The organism is Photobacterium piscicola, from assembly GCF_900166965.1.
Lineage (GTDB): Bacteria > Pseudomonadota > Gammaproteobacteria > Enterobacterales > Vibrionaceae > Photobacterium > Photobacterium piscicola.
The window spans coordinates 1,365,963-1,384,097 of the sequence record NZ_FUZI01000001.1; the positions used below are offsets into that span (position 1 = coordinate 1,365,963).

The following is an 18,135-nucleotide window of genomic DNA, read 5'->3' on the forward strand; positions in this document are numbered from 1 at the left end:
TTAAGTCTTCTAATATTAATACTCAATATTTATTTAACTAAACAGAAACTACTGTGTCATTACTTCAAAATTACTGATCCCAAAAATACCTTTCACATCATGATCACCAAGCTGTTTATTCATTTCCTCAAAGGTACGCTCAGGATTGAGATCGTTAAATAATTCAGGGCGAATCCATTTAGCGAAATATTCAAGAGCAACAAGATTATAAGGCGAGTTGTAAAACGGTTTATAGACAGCGTAAACATCCTTAGTTTGGAATGCTTTGGTTGCTTTTAACCAATCACGAGACATCAGCAATTTAGTTTGATCTGTTATAGCCTGAGTGTTCATTGCATAACCTAATGGAATGCCATGGGTCGCTTTACCTGTTTTCTTCTCAATCCACCCTGCTGACTGCATAATATAAACATCCGTATTGGCGGTAATGATTGTTTCCGGTGACATTACTCCTTTATGTGCCCCTTTTAATGGCTTTGTTGCAATATTTTCAGCTTTTAATAGAGTAATAAAATCACTCATATTGCCACCAGAATAGGTATCACAGCAAGATTCAAAGGTATAGCCTGCTGCCGTTTCAAGAAAGACATTTTTTGATTTAATTTCAGGATGTTGTGCAATTACATCCTTAATATGGTTTAAGTGTTTAAGGTAATAATCAGAGAAGGCTTGACCTCGTTGCTGCTGGCCTAATGCAGTTGCAACAGTGGTCACTGAGTTTAAAGTATTGGCAATAGTTTTTTCACGGAAATCAGCAGTGATCACCTGAATACCTGCCGCATCTAGCTTGTTAATCAATCCCGTTGACTGGGCTTTTTTAGCACTATCTAAACCAATAATCAGCACATCAGGTTTAGGTTTCATGTTAATAAAGGCTTCAGCATCAAATTGCCCTTTACTGATTTTACCAATGCTATATGCCTTCGCTAACGACGGATAACGTTTAAGGTAAAGATCATACATGCTAGGGGCTGAATTTTTCATATCATCACGCATTGCGACTAAATGCTTACCAGCGTCTTTACCGTAAACGATTTCTAATAATGGAAAGTTACGGGCTGTGCCCAGTGCAATATACTCAGGTTGATGATCTAACGTAATCGAGCGACCAGTAATATCGGTGACCGTCATTGGATAATCTGCGGCAAAGGCAGAGCAAGAAACAATAGCGCCAAGAGCTATAGTTAACGTCTTTAAGCGAGTTTTCATAATAAAACCTTTTGAGAGTTAGAAGTCGTAACGAATACCAATCATTTCTTGTACGTCGTTCTTTATAGTGTCGACATTAATGGCGGCATAGGTTCTAAACTGACGATTCCACCTTGCGGTAATATCAACATTGGCCGCACGAGTGTCATTCGCATTCTCAAAATTCAATTCACCAAATCCGATAGTCGCGGTATATATTGAACTGAATTTATACGCAGCGACAACATCATAACCGTTACCCGTTTCACCCTTAACCTTCTGTTTAGTATACAAAGTACCAAGATATAATTTATTTAATTGATAACCTAATCCAATATCAAATTGTTGTTTTGATTGCCGTTTAACTTTAGTTTGCTTGGCAAAACCGATCGCAGTAGTGAATCCAGTATCGCCGATTGTTTGAGATCCGGCGACAGAGAAACCATGATCAAAATCACCTTTTACTTTACCTTCAGCTCCAGCATAGTTTGCGCTTAAAGTGGTTCCGAAGTCGTTGGTATAAGTAGTAGCAACACTGTTAGCGATACGCTTACCAACTTTAAATTTGTCAGCGGCAATCGCACCATAGAACGCTTGAATATCGGTAATATCTGTAACAACACTCATAGCACCATCTGTCTTACCATATACAAGAGTTGCATAGCCATTATCTAAAGCGGCTTTAATACCAACATATAAGTGACGTGTTTTTTCTGATTCAGCTTTAAATTCTTGTTCAAAAACACCAATACCGTTAATAGTATCTGTTAGTTTCGTCTCACCCGAAATCTTAATTCTCGCTCGACTTAAATCGCTAATATCATGATCTGCATTTTCAGATCGCGCTTCAATTCGACCACCAATATTTAATTTTGAATCGTCTGTTTTATAAATAGTTGCTGCATTTATGGTGCCACTTGCTGTTGCCAGACATAACAACCCCAGAGCAAGTTTATTGTTATTAATCAAAAATCACCTCAGTCAATTAAGCATCATTTGATGTTACCTTTCGGTAAAAGAGAATGAGAATAATAATCATTTAATAATAGTTGTCAAATTTTGTTCTCTTTTTTATTCTTTAAAAGTATATTTATTCACTAGAGGAATGTTCATTTAACGAATTTCAATCGTATAATTTTATACATTTAAACACTGGAGGCACATTCGTATCGTTAGCACTAACAGTAAGAATTACATCATCCACCAGCGAATATTTGATGGCAAATACGCCACAAAAAAGGCGAAATAATAATGTGGCAGAATTACTAATAACCCCATAGCTTAAAATTATTTAATTCAATAAGATAGTTCTGATAATTTGAATATTAACTGATAAAAAAAACCAGATAGTCACTAGAATGAGCGTTAATAAACGCTGTTATTTTAAGAAGAGAAACGGGAAATGAAATCGAAGAGAAGGACTGCCTCGTAAGCTAATTGTTCAGGATTAACTTAACGAGGCACAAGATTTTCGTAGCCAAACAAATTTATTATGAATCATAAGGCTTAACAATATCGGTTGTTTTATTTTGTGGCATTGGCCTCATAATCTACGTTTTTTTATAAAAAAAATCCGAACACTCCATTGAGTTGTTCGGATTTTAATCATATAAAATCAATATCTAATCTAAATTTATTACGCTTTTGCAGCGTGTTTATCTAAATATTCTAAGACAAGTTTACGATCAGCTGCATTTAAACCCGCACGAGGGAACATACTTTGTGTGATCCCTTCCCACTGTGCACGAGTATGTGCTGATGGATTAGGTGCCGCATGACACATAGTACAACTTGCATAGAAAATTTCTTGACCACGACTGATCTTCGGTGCTTTTTTACCTGCATTTGCTTTATGAAGTAATGCAATACGACCATCGATATTAAGATCAACCATAGGTAAAATAGAACCATCATTTGGTCCTGTTGGTTGTTCGATCATTGGTGGTTCATAGGCTTTATTTGGTGAACATGGATCGGTACATTTTTTATAATATGCTAAACAAGTATTCGCACTTGTACCTTGGCTTAGTCCGCCACATGATTGATCCGATGTAATAATATTAATCTGACCACTATTACAACGACCTAATTTATCAAGTTGCATCCATGCGCCTTCATGTAGACATGCTACGCCTCGACGAACTTCTTTTGATAATTTAGCACCACACAGTAATGCACCACGATCATTGTGTAACTCAACCAAATCACCGTCTTTAATGCCTTGAGCATGCGCATCTTGATCGTTAATCAATAAATACTGACGTCCATCAACACACTCATAACTATTGGTATCTGCGTTTGCCATTTGTGAGTGTAAACGCATCCAAGGATGTGGGCTCAAAATATGCAATTGCCCTTCTTTAGCATTACCTAAAAACTCGAACGGTTGCATATAAGTCGGTACTGGTGGGCAGTCATCCAACTTCATTTTAGCGATAGATTCACTGTATAGTTCGATTTTACCTGATGGCGTATGTAATGGGTGTTTCTCTGGATCATCATAGAATGCACCATGACGTTGCCAGTAATCTGCTTTTTCTGGGGTTGGCATAACAGTAACGCCATCTTTCCAGAATTCATCAAACGGTTTAATTTTCGCAGCAGTTGATGACTCATAAGCTGTTTTCAGCAACGTCATCATATCTTTACCCGTAGTATATTTATCTTCTACGTGGAAAATCTTCGCTAAACGGCGGAAAATCTCATAGTCATCTAGACTTTCACCATAAGGTTCAATCACTTGCTGCATAGCATAAACTTTATTATTACTGTATGTGCCACCAGAAGTAATATCGACCCGCTCTAAAGCACTGGTTGCTGGTAAAACAATATCAGCAAATCGCGCTGACGCACACCACCATGTATCTTGACAAACATAAGTCTCAACTTTGTCATTCATTGCTTTGATTAAAGCATTAAGATTTTGTTGGTGTGAGAACAGGTTATTACCTGAGTTGTATACCATTGATATATCAGGGAATTTTAAAGTTTGACCATTATAAGTAAATGACTTACCAGGATTACGTAACATTTCAGACTGAAGTACAACCGGACAACCTGCAGAAATAGGATTAAAGCCTTGACCTAATGTTACAGGTAATGATGCACCTGATTGTGGCATACCGCCGTTACCATAGTGCCAGCTAAAACCAAAACCTTCGCCAGGTTTACCAATTTTACCCGCCATTGCTGCAAAGTTAATAATCGACCAGTGGATCATCTCACCGTGATCAGCTCGTTGAACGGCCCAACCTGCTGCAATTTGGGTTTTTTTAGATTTAAATAATACGGCTAACTTTTTAATTTCATCAGCGGGAATACCCGTAATTTTAGCTGCCCACTCAGGTGTTTTAGCTACGCCATCTTGTTTACCTAATAAGTAATCAAGATATTGCTCATAACCTACAGTATATTTTTTCAAATATTCAAGATCTGCTAATTTTTGATCTTGTAAATGGAAAGCCATCGCATTAAATAGTGCAGTGTCAGTACCTGGAATAATTGATACCCATTCACTGTCTAAATTATGATCGGTCGTGGTACGTTTAGGGTTAATGGAAATAAACTTAATCCCTTTTTGTTTCCACTTAAGCCAATGGCTTTGCATTTGATGATCAGCAACACGGAATTCAACACGGTTGGTTTTCCAAGGATCACTACCCACTAACACAAATACTTCAGTGTTTTCTTCAATAACAGGCCAAGCTGTTTGTGGTGAATATACTTCCATATCACCGACAATGTGCGGCAAAATAACGGTTGAAGCACCCGCAGAATAGTCACCGATAGTGGTGCTACAACCACCAATTAAATTAAAGAAACGACCTTGAACAACAGGTGGGCGTAATAAGCCTGTATTTGACCAACCATCATAAGATGAGTCAAAAATACCTTGGTTACCTTTGTTTTCAATTGTGTGCAGAATAGCACTGGCTGTTAATTGTAATGCAGTGTCCCAACTTACTCTAACAAACGGTTCTTTACCGCGTAATTCAGGTTTTGTGTCACCACCTAAATTTTCTAAATATGATTTACGCACCATTGGATATTGGATACGTGTTTTATTGTAAGTTCGGCTTAATAAACCTTCTAATAACATTTCAGTTGGCAGTGGATCAATTTCTTTACGAGGTTGAATACCAACTAATTTACCGTCTTTTACTACACCATAGAAAGGTCCCCAGTGGCTTGCACTAGGAATTAAAATTGTATCATCAGCAAATGCAAAGTTAGCGGGGAATAGTGTTAAACCATTTGCTGCAATAGCCGTGGCGATAGCTGATTTTAGAAAGTTACGACGAGAAATAGACATAATATCTCCAATTGCCATTTATATTCTAAGCGCCTTGAAAATAATGACATTAAACGCATTGAACTCAATACTTATTAATGACAATAAATTACTTGCCGTCAATCATACTTATTAACAATGCATAATCTATCAAATATTTTTAATAGCTTTATTATTTTATTTATATATGTGGATATATCATGAATATTACGCTTTATTTCAATTTAAAATAAATCTTAAAATAACAAACACTGATTCTATAAATGGATTCATAATCAATACAATTTTTGATATTGATTATGATTTGAATATTAAAAAGAGGAATAAAAAAATCCCACGGTAGTTAACCGTAGGATTTGAAGAACAATAACTATAAATAATTTTTATGCTAAAAAAGCATAACTCTTTATCGAGCACCAACAGGTAGTGATTTCTCGTGTAAGAACTCACCAATTCCAGTATCTGGTGGTGTAGAGTCAGCGGCAGCACCCCACTGTTTATTTGGTGTATCACCCATCGTAAACACTAGGTCACCACCGTACATAATCTCATCATGAGTAAGGTAGGTACGATTAAACGTCTTACCATTAAACGTTGCGTTTTGAATAAAGATATTTTCACGACTCACGTTCTTTGCGACCACATTAAACGACTGTCCGTTGCCCACATCAATGGAAGCAGTTTCAAACATCGGTGTACCAATTTCATAAATACTGCCTGCATTCACTGGATAGAAACCTAGCGCACGGAACACAAACCATGAAGAAAGCGTACCAAAGTCATCATTACCACAAATACCATCAGCAGTGTTGTCGTAACAAACATTGGTTGAGGCTGCAATCGCCGCTTGAGTCTTCCACGGCTGACCCACGTAGTTATACAAATAAGACACATGCAGATCAGGTTCATTACCTTGTACGTGTTGACCTACGTTACCAGTATTAAAGACAGGGAACTGGTTATCACCTGCATTACGATCTGGATATGTTGACCAGTACTCATCTAAACGTGCCGCAAATAATTCGCCCTCTTTTGCTTCAGGGTTAAACTTACGATCCGCTTGAGTCATCAAATCTTTTAGACCATGAATATCATGTTGCACACTAAAGAAGTATTGCCAACCGTTTGACTCTGAGAATGCCCAGTTAAACATGTCAGGACGCCAATCTTTACCAGCATTTCCACCGGTTACAGGATCTGTCCAGTTCTTATCAATAAATTGGCCATTATTATCACGCGCTTTAAACCACCCTTTCCACGGTGTATTTGCTTCGCCACCAAAATCGAACTGTGCTTGCCAGTTATTTGAGCGATTAGCAAATTCGGTATAACGTGGATCATCTTCGCCCAACACCAAGGCAATGGATTTTGCAATCATCCAATCATTCATTGAATATTCAAGTGAATATGACGCTGTCCATGAATCTTTAAAAGGTGAGTGCTTACCGTATGAGTCCGTTTCTGTATCATGGAGCTGTGCTGGCACCCAACCATTTTTTTCATATTCTTTAATCCATGACACACCTTGGCTCGTTTTCCCGCGTGCATCCGTTACCATGGCGGTAATTAAGCGCGCTTTAATATCATTTTGATCTGCCTGACTAAAACCAAGTTCTGTCATTCGCGCATCAAGGATGCCTTTTGCCAATACATCATAAATAACCGGGGTTGAGTGCATCCCCATCATCATGCCGGTTTCATTACCTTTAAATGTCCATTCAGGTAAACGGCCTTTACGAGATTCGCTCGCAGTACCCGCCGCATCAAGAGGCGTAAATTCTTCTTCTGCATAAGAAAGCATTGATAACACAACATCCGCTAATGCATTAGGGGTAAATATTGATGCTAGTGGTTGTACATTACGGTAAGTATCCCACAGTGAGAATGTGTCATAACGAGTAAAGTCAGCTTTACCATCATTGTTGGCATCGGCTAAACGAACATCATCCACTAATGGCGCTTCTTTACCCCAAGATGGACGACCATTTGGATAAGCATTACGACCTTGGAATGCACGGTAATATTTACCATCAATATCTGAGTGCGTTGTTTGACCTAGGAAAGCATGGTACATCGCAGTATAGAAAGTTTGCTTGTAGGTTTCATCACCTTCAACTTTTACTTTACCCAGTAATGCTTCCCACTCATTGGTGGCTTCTAAACGTACATCATCAAAGTTTTTATTATCAACTTCAGTTAGATTCAAGAACGCTCCCGTTAATGGCGCTTTATTGGTGCCATCATTACCAATCGCAGTACTTGATAACGCCAATTTTGCTTCAACGGCTAACCCTTGTTTTTCAGTATCAAATTCAACATAAGCGCGAGCATATTGATATTTACCAAACACATCACGATCATTAACCGCATCATAGGTTTGAGAGCCTTTAATTGACCCTATTTCAGTAAAGTCAGCTGGCGCATTAACGTATTGTTTGGTCTCTTTATCATAATAAGCAAAACGGACATTTTTGATCGGTTGATCAAACTCCATCACAAAATATTCTTTCTGAGAGGCTGCCCAACCATCAGATAAACGATGGCCAATCAAACGGTTATTTTCTTTATCCCAACGAATAAAAGAATCAGAAGTGTAATCCCAGTTAAGCTTAAATCCGGTATTAACGATAATTTCAGATTTTGTATCGCGTGGGAACGTATAACGGTGCACACCAACACGATCAGACGCTGTCAGTTCAGCAGTAATGTCATAGTCAAGCAACTCAACCTTGTAGTAACCCGCGGTCGCCTGCTCATCTTTATGTTTAAAATGGGATGCTTCTAAATTGAGGGTCGCTGAACCTTCATTGATCATAAAGTCTGAACGGGAGTTAATTGGCATTACCAGAATGTCATTTAAGTCCCCAGCCCCCGCGCCAGATAAATGAGTATGAGAAAAACCACTGGTACGAGCGTCATGATAATAATAGCCAGAAATATACTCCCAGCCATTAGAGCCATTATTCGGGGACAATTGCACCATGCCATTAGGGGTAGTTGCACCAGGGTAAGTATTACCTAAATTACCAGTCCCTATAAATGGATTAACGTAGCGGGTGACATCCATGCCCGATAAATCAACCGGAATATGAACCCCCATATCAATAACTGGGTTTTCTGTACTTGGTTTATCATCACAATCACCGTCCCCAGTCGGTGGACAAACGGGCTTATCCCCTTCGTCAACAGGAGGAAGAGTGCCATCACCATCAGGGACAGTAACATTAACATCAATATTATGCGTGTCGTCATCACAAGCCGTTAAACCCAATGTTGCAGCAATAACAGCCATTGAAAGTAGGGTACGTTTGAATTTCATTTCAAATCCTTTTCTAATTTATATATTATTTTTTAACACTGTTATTAATAGTCATTAATAAAAAACCATTAGCGACCACGCTGAAATAGACAGTATTTAAGAAATAAATAAAACAATGTAATTTAAACCCACCGTTTAATTAATATTGAAACGTAAATATCAATGATGATTAAACAATGAATGATATAAAGAAACGAACAGTATTGAGAGGCAGACAAATATAATCAACTTTGTCTGCTTCAAATATAACTAATATTAATTTATTTAATTGTTGGCTTTTTATTGGTCATCACAAAGTGTAATTCGCCACCAGCCATAATTTCACTATGAGCAAAAGTATAATGATTACCCAAGGGCTTTCCATTAATAGTGACCGATTCAACATAGATATTATCAGGGCTATTATTTTCAGCCGTTATCGTAAATTGACCGTCATCAATATCAAATTTCACTTCATCAAACAGTGGTCGCCCAATAGTATAAATCGGTGCGCCAGGATTCACTTGATAGAAGCCTAATGCGCCCATAATGTACCAAGCTGACATTTGACCTACATCTTCATTACCAATTAAACCCGCTTTGGTTGGGTGGAAGAATTTTTTCATCGCCTGATCGACATATTCTTGGGTTTTCCAAGGCTCTGCCGTCCAGTTATACAAGTATGGCACGTGATGATCAGGTTCATTACCCATGATAAATTGACCGATATAACCTGTCATATCCCCTTGAGAGGTATCGGCTTTATCATTTGCAGTAAATAACGCATCTAAGTTCTGTAAGAAACCTGCCTCACCGCCCATGGTTTGTTTTAAACCAGCGATATCATGCGGTGCAAACCAACTCCATTGCCATGTATTCCCTTCCGTGAAATCTTGACCACGATGCTCGGCACGGTAAGGCCAAAAAATATCAAATGATTTAGCATCATTAATATCACAACCCTCAGGTAACGGCGTAATTGGATCGCCTTGACCGTCAATGGCACATGATGGATAGTTATTTACCCATGAACCATCATGATTTTTAGGGCGCATAAATCCAGTTGCACCGTATTTAGCATATTCAGCCTTATTGAGATCAAAGTAAGGCTTATAAGCTTGTGAACGTGCTATATAACGTTGATATTGAGCATCATCACCTGCTAACTTAGCGATTTGGGCAATACACCAATCGTAGTAAGCATTTTCTAATCCGTATGACACCGATTCATTGACTAATTCATCGTATTTATCTTGGGCGATACCACCATCTTGAGGTTTTTTCTTAGCGTCCGCTGGCACATACCCGTGTTGCTCAGCATATTCACCATGACGGGTCATGACCGTAAAACGTTTATCACCATTCCACGCATCTTTATAAGGCACCCAATCTTGTGTAATAGTTAAATCAAAGTTAGCTGACACATCTGCCGCTTTAAGTGCTAATTCAAAATCTTGTTGAGTAAAAGCATCAGGGTATTTCACCATTACATCGGCAATCACAGAAACCGCAGGGTAACCGACCATTTCACCGGTGTAATCAGAATGCAATTCCCACTTAGGTAATACACCACCAGTTTTAAATTTATTCATCAAATCATGGGCGTATTCAATTGCACGTTCTTTATCTATAATGGTTTTAAGTGGATGAGCAGCGCGGAATGTATCCCACATAGAATACACTGAATAGTTAGTAAAATCGGCATCAGCTTGATGGACTTTGCCATCCATACCACGGTATTTACCATCAACGTCTTGATACACAAACGGCGCGACATAAGTACGGTAAAGCGAAGTATAGAACATGGTCTTATCGGCTTGGGTTCCCCCTTTAATGGTGAATTTATTTAACACCTTCGCCCATTGCTGTTGGTTGTCAGCCACAACCTCATCAAAATCATAACCGTTGTCGTCAGCTTGTAAGTTGGCCATCGCACCATCAATACTGGTACCAGAGATGGCAATCTTAACCGTGATAGGCTGATCACCGTCACCAAAGTTAAGGTGGGTCACCACATCACGTACTCGATCACGTTTATCGCCGTAACCTTGATAATCGGCTAATCCAACTTCTGTTGCAGCAGTTTGCTTACCTTCAACATACGCCATGTGACCACTAAACGGTTCTGAAAACTCAGCATAAAAATATACCGTTTGCCACTGACCCCATTCATTACTGGTACGCGCCCCCGCAATAGCATTATCTGCCACTTTTTTATAATAAATACTGCGAGAGTGATTACCGTATTGTTCGAGTAACTCATGTTGTAAATCGATCTTTACTTTACGATCGGCACCCGCTGGAAAACTATAGCGCTGAAAAGCAACTCGATCCGTTGCTGTTAATTCAGCTTTAACTTTTGTTTCAATAAGATCAACCGCGTAATAACCCACTTTTGATATTTCAGTTTGCTTATCCATCGTAACAGCGGTTGAGTGAAAACCGGTATAAGGTAAAAATGCAAAATCATTAAGATCCCCTTTACCTGCACCCGAAATATGGGTGGTGCTAAATCCTGATAATTGATTTAAATAGTGATGATAATCAGATGGTGATCCTTTCCCCTCCCAATTCGTCGGATTCCAGTTATCAGGGCTTGGTTGGATCATACCTTCAGGGGTTACAGGGCTAGGATTAACATTGCCTAAACCATCCGTGCCAATCAAAGGATCAACATAGTTAAGTACCGCTAATGTTGGCAGATTATCGTTTTTATCCGTTGATGATTGGGTTGAATTATCATTATTACAGCCGACAAGACCAACAGAAAGAGCAATTGCTGCTGCGACGATTGACAGTTTAAACATGGTTTTCTATCCCTATTTTTTAATTGCACCACACTCTTACTGAGCAAGGTTGATATTATTAAAACAATTGGATCAATAAGATTAAATAAAATCACTATTCGTTTTATTTACTCAGTGTCATTTCACTTAGTTATTGACTCGCATTATTAAAAATAAAGAATTATGGCGATATAGGATAAATTACGCATTCACTGTATATTTGTAACAACACCTAATCGCTGTGAGTAGGCTCTCATTGTTATATTGCGATATTTTGACTCAATATCACAGTTTGCTATTTTTGTTTAAATATAATTAATGACCATATTTAATTTATATATTATCAAACATCATCATTATTATTTAAAGAAGACTGCGTGATATCACATAAAAAAAGATTAGATAGAATAGTGCTATTAAAGTGATATTTATCCACTATTTATATTTTTAATTTAAGTAATAATTAACCCAGCGTTTAAAATATAAAATATTGTCATTATTTTCCCGAACAATGACCTTTAGCAGCATGCAGTCCCCCGCTCATGCTGCCTTTTTATTATTACGTGATGACAACCGCTCTTGTATTTATTCATCTTTTCTTCTTAACACCACATTCTAAGCACTATCAATTAATAATAATGCCGTCATTCTTCCCTTAATAAATGCAGCCAACCATCATCAAAGTACTATTACCTTTCAACACCCAACGCACAAAAATGCTAATCATTACTGAGAACATTCACCAAAAATGCAATGAGATCCTTATCACGGTTGGTTATTACGGTTACAAATGTCCTATAAAAGCGTCGTTTCTCTTCTATCTTGCTCTCTATTAACTGCTTATATTTATGCCATTGCCCTAGCATTACATTATCTAACAGCAGGAGAGACATATGAGAGTTGTCGCGATTACCGCATGTCCAACAGGGATTGCACATACCTACATGGCAGCCGACAAGCTCACTGAGACAGCGAAAAAACTCGGGATCACAATAAAAGTCGAAACCCAAGGAGCAATGGGAGTAGAAAATCGCCTCACCGACCAGGATGTTGAGCGTGCTGATATTGTTATCCTCGCAGCCGATATTAATGTCGAGCAAAGTGACCGTTTTACAAAACATCGCTGTCTAGAAGTTTCTATTCAAGATGCATTGCAGCATCCACGACGTATTTTTTCTCAATGTCAGCAACTGCTATTAGCTCACCAATAACATTAAATAAATTTAAGGCGTATTATTTATGACTCACCAATTTCAGTTTCAATGTGTATTACCTAATGGCATTCATGCGCGTCCAGCAAACCATTTAGAACAACAGTGCCGTCAGTTTGAGTGTCAAATTACGCTAACCAATCACCGCACTAACAATTCAGGTGATGCAAAAAGTGTTTTGGCATTAGTGGGTACAGATACGCTATTAAATGATAACTGTACCTTAAGCTTTGATGGTGCAGACAGTGAACAAGCATGTCAGACCCTTCAAACTTACATTGAACAACAATTTCCACATTGTGATGAAGCATTAGAAACGTTATCGGATGAGAGCGAAATCGTGTTACCGCAATCATTATTACGCCACCAGCCCCATTTGATCACCGGTAAACGTCTTGCCCCAGGTATTGGTTGTGGTGTACTCGTTGCAATGAGCCAAATTGATCCACAGCAATTTGCGACAACAACCCACGATAACAATGAAGCCCAACGTTTTGAGCAAGCACGAGCACAAGTTAGTACTCACTTAAATAACACCATTGCTAATGGTTCACACCATGAACAAGAAATCACTAGTGCGCATTTAGCCATCATTAACGACTCAAGCTTCATTGATGGCGTAACAACACTGCTAGCAACCCATTCAACGGCTAATGCTATTTTGGCAGTGATGGAAAAACTGTGTCATCAACTTGAACAGTCAGCAAGTAGTTACTTACGTGAACGCGTATTGGATATCAAAGATGTATCAATTCAACTATTAACCGCCGCTTACCCAACAGTACTTGATAACCAAGCTGAATTTTCACTCCAGCTACCAAGTATTGTGATCGCCAACGATTTAACCCCAAGTCAATTTTTAGGGCTTGATAAAGCGTTACTGCAAGGCTTGGTGTTAACTCATGCTGGTAGCACTTCACACACCGTAATTTTGGCACGTGCATTTAATATTCCAACCTTGTCAGGGATTGAAATTAAAGACTGTGCGGCGGCATTAAATCATCATGTTTATGTTGATGCTCAGTTAGGGGTACTGGCTATCGAGCCTAGCAATGAAGTTAGTGGTTACTTCGATCGTGCCATCACATTGGCGAATACACTTAAACAACAGCAAAGTCAGTATGCCCACCAGCAAGCAGCCACTCAAGATGGTCACACGATTGAGGTCGCTGCTAATATTGCCTGTTCAGTCGAAGCGGATAATGCGTTTGCACAAGGGGCTGAAGGAATTGGTCTGTTCCGCACTGAAATGCTGTTTATGGATCGCCAGCAAGCACCCGATGAAGAAGAGCAATTTAATCATTACCGTGAAGTATTAACCGCCGCCAATGGTAAACCAGTGATCATTCGTACCATGGATATTGGTGGCGATAAGCCCATTGATTACCTCGCCCTACCCCATGAAAACAACCCGTTCTTAGGTTACCGCGCGGTACGTATTTACCCGCAGTTCTTAGCACTGTTCCATACCCAATTAACCGCGATTTTACGTGCATCAGTGCATGGCAAAGCCAAAATCATGATCCCGATGATTCAAAGCATTGAAGAGATCCGTTGGGTTAAGCAACAACTAGAAATCGTTAAGCAACAACTGACAGCACAAAATATTGCTTTTGATGCTGATCTGCAACTGGGCATCATGGTTGAAATCCCATCAGTGGCATTTATTGTTGATTTATTCTGTAAAGAAGTCGATTTCTTCAGTATCGGTTCAAACGATATGACCCAATATTTATTAGCGGTTGATCGTGATAACGCCAGCGTATCAAAACTGTATAACAGCTTAGCCCCTGCTTTCCTACGCTTATTGAAGCAAGTAGTTACTACTGCGCATACTCATGGTAAATGGGTAGGCTTATGTGGTGAACTTGGCGCAGACAGTAAAGTATTACCATTATTAGTCGGTGCAGGTCTTGATGAAATAAGCATGAGTGCCCCCAAAATTGCGGCGACCAAAGCACAGTTGACCGAAATTAATTTTGCAGATAGCCAAACCTTATTTGCAGAAGCGTGTGAGTGCGCCACCATTGAAGAAGTTGAAGCATTACTTGAACAACGTCATGCTCAAGCACAAGTTAAACCAATATTAGTTCAGCAATGTGTATTTAAAGCCGCCGATTTTGCTAACAAAGAAGAAGTGATCCAAGCGCTAGTTGGTAACTTGGGTATTCAAGGCCGTACAGATGAAGTGTATAAGCTTGAGGAAGATATTTGGGCACGTGAAGCCGTATTCTCTACCGGTTTAGGACATGGATTTGCAATTCCACATACGAAGTCTGACCATATTCGTCATTCTAGTATCAGTATTGCGCATCTCGATAAACCGATTGATTGGATGTCAGATTCTGGTGAAGTTGATTTTGTTATCATGCTAACCCTAAACAAAGACCAAGGTGATCAACACATGCGTATCTTTGCCGGGCTTGCACGTAAACTTATTCATGAAAGTTTCCGTGACAGTTTACGTCAGGCTGAATCACCAGAAGCCATTATTGCCATTATTACTGAACAGATTGGCTTATAATTTAAACGTAAGCTTATCAATATAAAGCTCCTCTCTTGAGGGGCTTTGTCATTTTAAACCTCGATTCAAATTATCAACTCCCCTGTTCTTTCCGCTTAATACCTAAAAATGACCAAGATCTCATTTAAACATAGAGAGCGTTTATTGGTTATTTTATAGCAGCTTTTAGCTAGTTCATTCGCTCAAAATCATCAATTATTGTCATTAATAAATAATTAGCATTTCCCTTAATTACTCCCCCCGCCTAAATATAAGGAAAGAGTAATGCAAACAGGTTATTGGGCAATTGATGCTTTTATTATTGCCAATATTATCCTCTGGATCACGGTGACAGGTATTTTTATCTATCAACAACATTCCGGTGGTGGATCATTGGTAAACCAATCAAATAGTACCCATTCAAGGAGTAGAAAATGAACCCTAAAACGCTTGGATATACCACGATGATTGTTTCTGCCACCCTTATGGGTTGTGTTGGCTTGTTCTCACGTAATATTAATACCAGTGGTGATGTCATTGCATTTACACGGATGATCGTCGGTGCTATCTGTATTTTTGCCATTATGCTCTACCAAGGTAAAGCGCAACAATTAAAAAATATAACCCTGACCCCAGCCGTCATAACCAGTGGCGTCTGTTTAGGATTATGCTTAGCCGCATATGTCTCCGCCACCCAATATACAACCTTAGCCAATGCGGTATTTTTAATTTATACCGGCCCTGTTTTTTCAACTATCCTCGCTGCGATATTCTTAAAAGAAAAAATTTCAGCCCTGACTGCATCGATGTTAACCGCAGTATTTATTGGCTGTTTGTTTATTATCGGCATTATCAGTTATAACCCTCACACTGGGTTGACGTTATCGCTGTCGTTTTCTAAAGAAAATATGATCGGGGATATTCTGGGATTAATGTCAGGTATCGGCTATGGCTTGTATTTATTCTTTAGTCGTTACCGTACCGATATTGGTTCAGACTCGCGTTCATTATTTAACTTTTCATTTGGTGCGATAGCCATTGCGATTTGCTTTATCATTAATCCCCCATCATTAGCAGCAATGGATGGCACCTCATGGCTATGGCTACTATCAATGGGGTTCTTTATTGGTTTTGGCGCACTATCATTATTAACCATTGCCGCTAAACATTTAAAAGCAGCGGAATTAGCCTGTATATCTTATTTAGAAACGGTTGTCGGTGCAGGACTGGGGATTTTAGTCTTTAGTGAATCATTAACGGTTTTACAAGCCATTGGTGGCGTATTGGTGATTGGTGGTGGTATGGGAGAGATAGTGATTAATATCATCAAGAAACGGGCGTTATCTCATAAACCGCTACCACAATCATAAGGTGATGCTATGCACACTTCACTCAATTGGGGGCTACTCCTAGTAACCGTAACAATTATGGTTGCTTTAGCTCTGTACAGTAATAAAGTCATGCACAGCAGCAAGGGGGAAGGTGGTTTTTTACTCGCCGCAAATTGCTTAGGCCCTTTTATTGGTGCCTCAACCATTGTTGCGACTGCATTCTCTGGTTGGGGATTCATGGGCTCTCCTGGGGTTGCGTATAAATATGGTGCGATTGAATTATTGGGCAATTTCTTCTTTGCCCCCGCGATGATTTTCGCGGTACTATTTTGTGCGCGATTTTTACACCAAAAGGCCCAAACCATGGGGACCTTGACGATTGCGGAATATATTGCAGCCAGTCATGATGGTCCTCAAAGTGTCAAACGGGTAACTCAAGCCTTCTGTGCCATTATTACCATCGTACTATTACTGATTTTCCTTGTTGGCCAAATAAAAGCCTTAGGGTTATTAGCGGGGCCATGGTTGGGTATCAGTCACACCAGTGCATCATTGATTATGGTGACGATTATTATTATCTACACATCAATCGGTGGGCTTGCAGCGGTTGCTTTTACTGATACGTTTATGGTGCTCGGTATGTGCTTATCAGCCATTATTATTATGGTGACCATTTTTACTGATCTGCCACCTTCAGTGTTAATCGAACAACTGAATGCCATCGATAAAAACTTATTAGCGCCGCAAGATTCAGGCCCTTATGGTAGTAGCCGCTGGCATGTATTAATGGTTCTACCGTATGCGTTTATCTACAGTGCTACCCTGCCCTATATGTCGATACGGTTTATGGCTTTTGCTAATACCACTAAATTACACCATGTAGCGGCTTATATGACCCCTATGGCGTGTTTATTAAGTTTGGTTCCTATCGTTGGCTGCTATATTCGTGTAAAAGTACCAACCTTAACGACCCCTGACGATGCCATGCCCGTCTTTCTAACCCAATTTCTATCACCGTCCTTGTCCGCCATTGTGACCTTGTTTATTTTATTTGCGATGAAATCAACCGCGAACTCAGTATTACATGCAATATCTGGTGCAGTTTCTCATGATTTACGTCAAGCATTGTGGCCCCAATCATCACTAACAGCAAAACAGTTGTTACTACTCAATCGTAGTGCAGTACTCGGACTTGGCACTCTCGGATTTATTATCATGCTGTTTGCGCCCCCGTTTATGCTTTCTATGTTAGCAATTTTAGGATCAGGAACATTAATGGCAGCATTAGTTGCACCAACGTTATTAGCCCATTGGTTACCTAGTAATATTTACGCCGCATTGAGCGCATTAGTGATTGGTTTTTTTAGTGGCTGCCTACTGTTTGTTGAATTTCATTTTGGCTGGGTTGAGGCACCGCTTTATGCTTCATTTTTAGCTTGTTGTAGTTATGCGCTGGTGGCTAAATGCTGCCAATATCAATTCATAGCCAATCATCTTCGACACCTATAACGAAGCAACAAGAGAATA

General features: G+C 39.3%; 10 protein-coding genes. 5 read left to right on the forward strand and 5 right to left on the reverse strand.

Annotated features, from left to right (window positions below; translation table 11 throughout):
* Positions 1-48: 48 nt before the first annotated feature.
* The 5 genes from CZ809_RS06150 to CZ809_RS06170 form a co-directional block, all read right to left on the reverse strand.
* Complete coding sequence (locus tag CZ809_RS06150) at positions 49-1,209, reverse strand: ABC transporter substrate-binding protein (protein WP_080156490.1); 1,161 nt, start codon at positions 1,207-1,209, stop codon at positions 49-51.
* 18 nt (positions 1,210-1,227) lie between these two features.
* Entirely contained in the window at positions 1,228-2,157 is a 930-nt protein-coding gene (locus tag CZ809_RS06155) for a porin (RefSeq protein WP_235865812.1), read from the reverse strand.
* A 667-nt stretch (positions 2,158-2,824) separates the two neighbouring features.
* Positions 2,825-5,500, reverse strand: coding sequence for a molybdopterin-dependent oxidoreductase (locus CZ809_RS06160; protein WP_080156580.1), 2,676 nt, complete (start codon positions 5,498-5,500; stop codon positions 2,825-2,827).
* 385 nt (positions 5,501-5,885) lie between these two features.
* A complete protein-coding gene (locus tag CZ809_RS06165; protein ID WP_080156491.1) occupies positions 5,886-8,798 on the reverse strand; it encodes a GH92 family glycosyl hydrolase in 2,913 nt (970 codons plus the stop codon).
* Between the two features lie 260 nt (positions 8,799-9,058).
* Positions 9,059-11,584 carry a GH92 family glycosyl hydrolase gene (locus tag CZ809_RS06170; protein WP_080156492.1) on the reverse strand — a complete coding sequence of 842 codons (2,526 nt, stop codon included), beginning with the start codon at positions 11,582-11,584 and terminating at the stop codon, positions 9,059-9,061.
* An 872-nt stretch (positions 11,585-12,456) separates the two neighbouring features.
* Between CZ809_RS06170 and CZ809_RS06175 the strand changes: the two genes are divergently transcribed.
* From CZ809_RS06175 to CZ809_RS06190, 5 genes are all read left to right on the forward strand, one after another.
* Positions 12,457-12,774, forward strand: a complete 318-nt coding sequence (locus CZ809_RS06175) for a PTS fructose transporter subunit IIB (RefSeq protein WP_065193308.1) — start codon at positions 12,457-12,459, stop codon at positions 12,772-12,774.
* A gap of 28 nt (positions 12,775-12,802) precedes the next feature.
* A complete protein-coding gene (gene ptsP, locus CZ809_RS06180; protein ID WP_080156493.1) occupies positions 12,803-15,298 on the forward strand; it encodes a phosphoenolpyruvate--protein phosphotransferase in 2,496 nt (831 codons plus the stop codon).
* 264 nt (positions 15,299-15,562) lie between these two features.
* A complete protein-coding gene (locus tag CZ809_RS21150; protein WP_158258953.1) occupies positions 15,563-15,715 on the forward strand; it encodes a hypothetical protein in 153 nt (50 codons plus the stop codon).
* Positions 15,712-16,647: a DMT family transporter gene (locus CZ809_RS06185; protein WP_080156494.1), complete on the forward strand. Its 936-nt coding sequence runs from the start codon at positions 15,712-15,714 to the stop codon at positions 16,645-16,647. The genes CZ809_RS21150 and CZ809_RS06185 overlap by 4 nt, the downstream gene beginning before the upstream one ends.
* A gap of 9 nt (positions 16,648-16,656) precedes the next feature.
* Complete coding sequence (locus CZ809_RS06190; RefSeq protein ID WP_080156495.1) at positions 16,657-18,117, forward strand: sodium:solute symporter family protein; 1,461 nt, start codon at positions 16,657-16,659, stop codon at positions 18,115-18,117.
* Positions 18,118-18,135 lie beyond the last annotated feature (18 nt).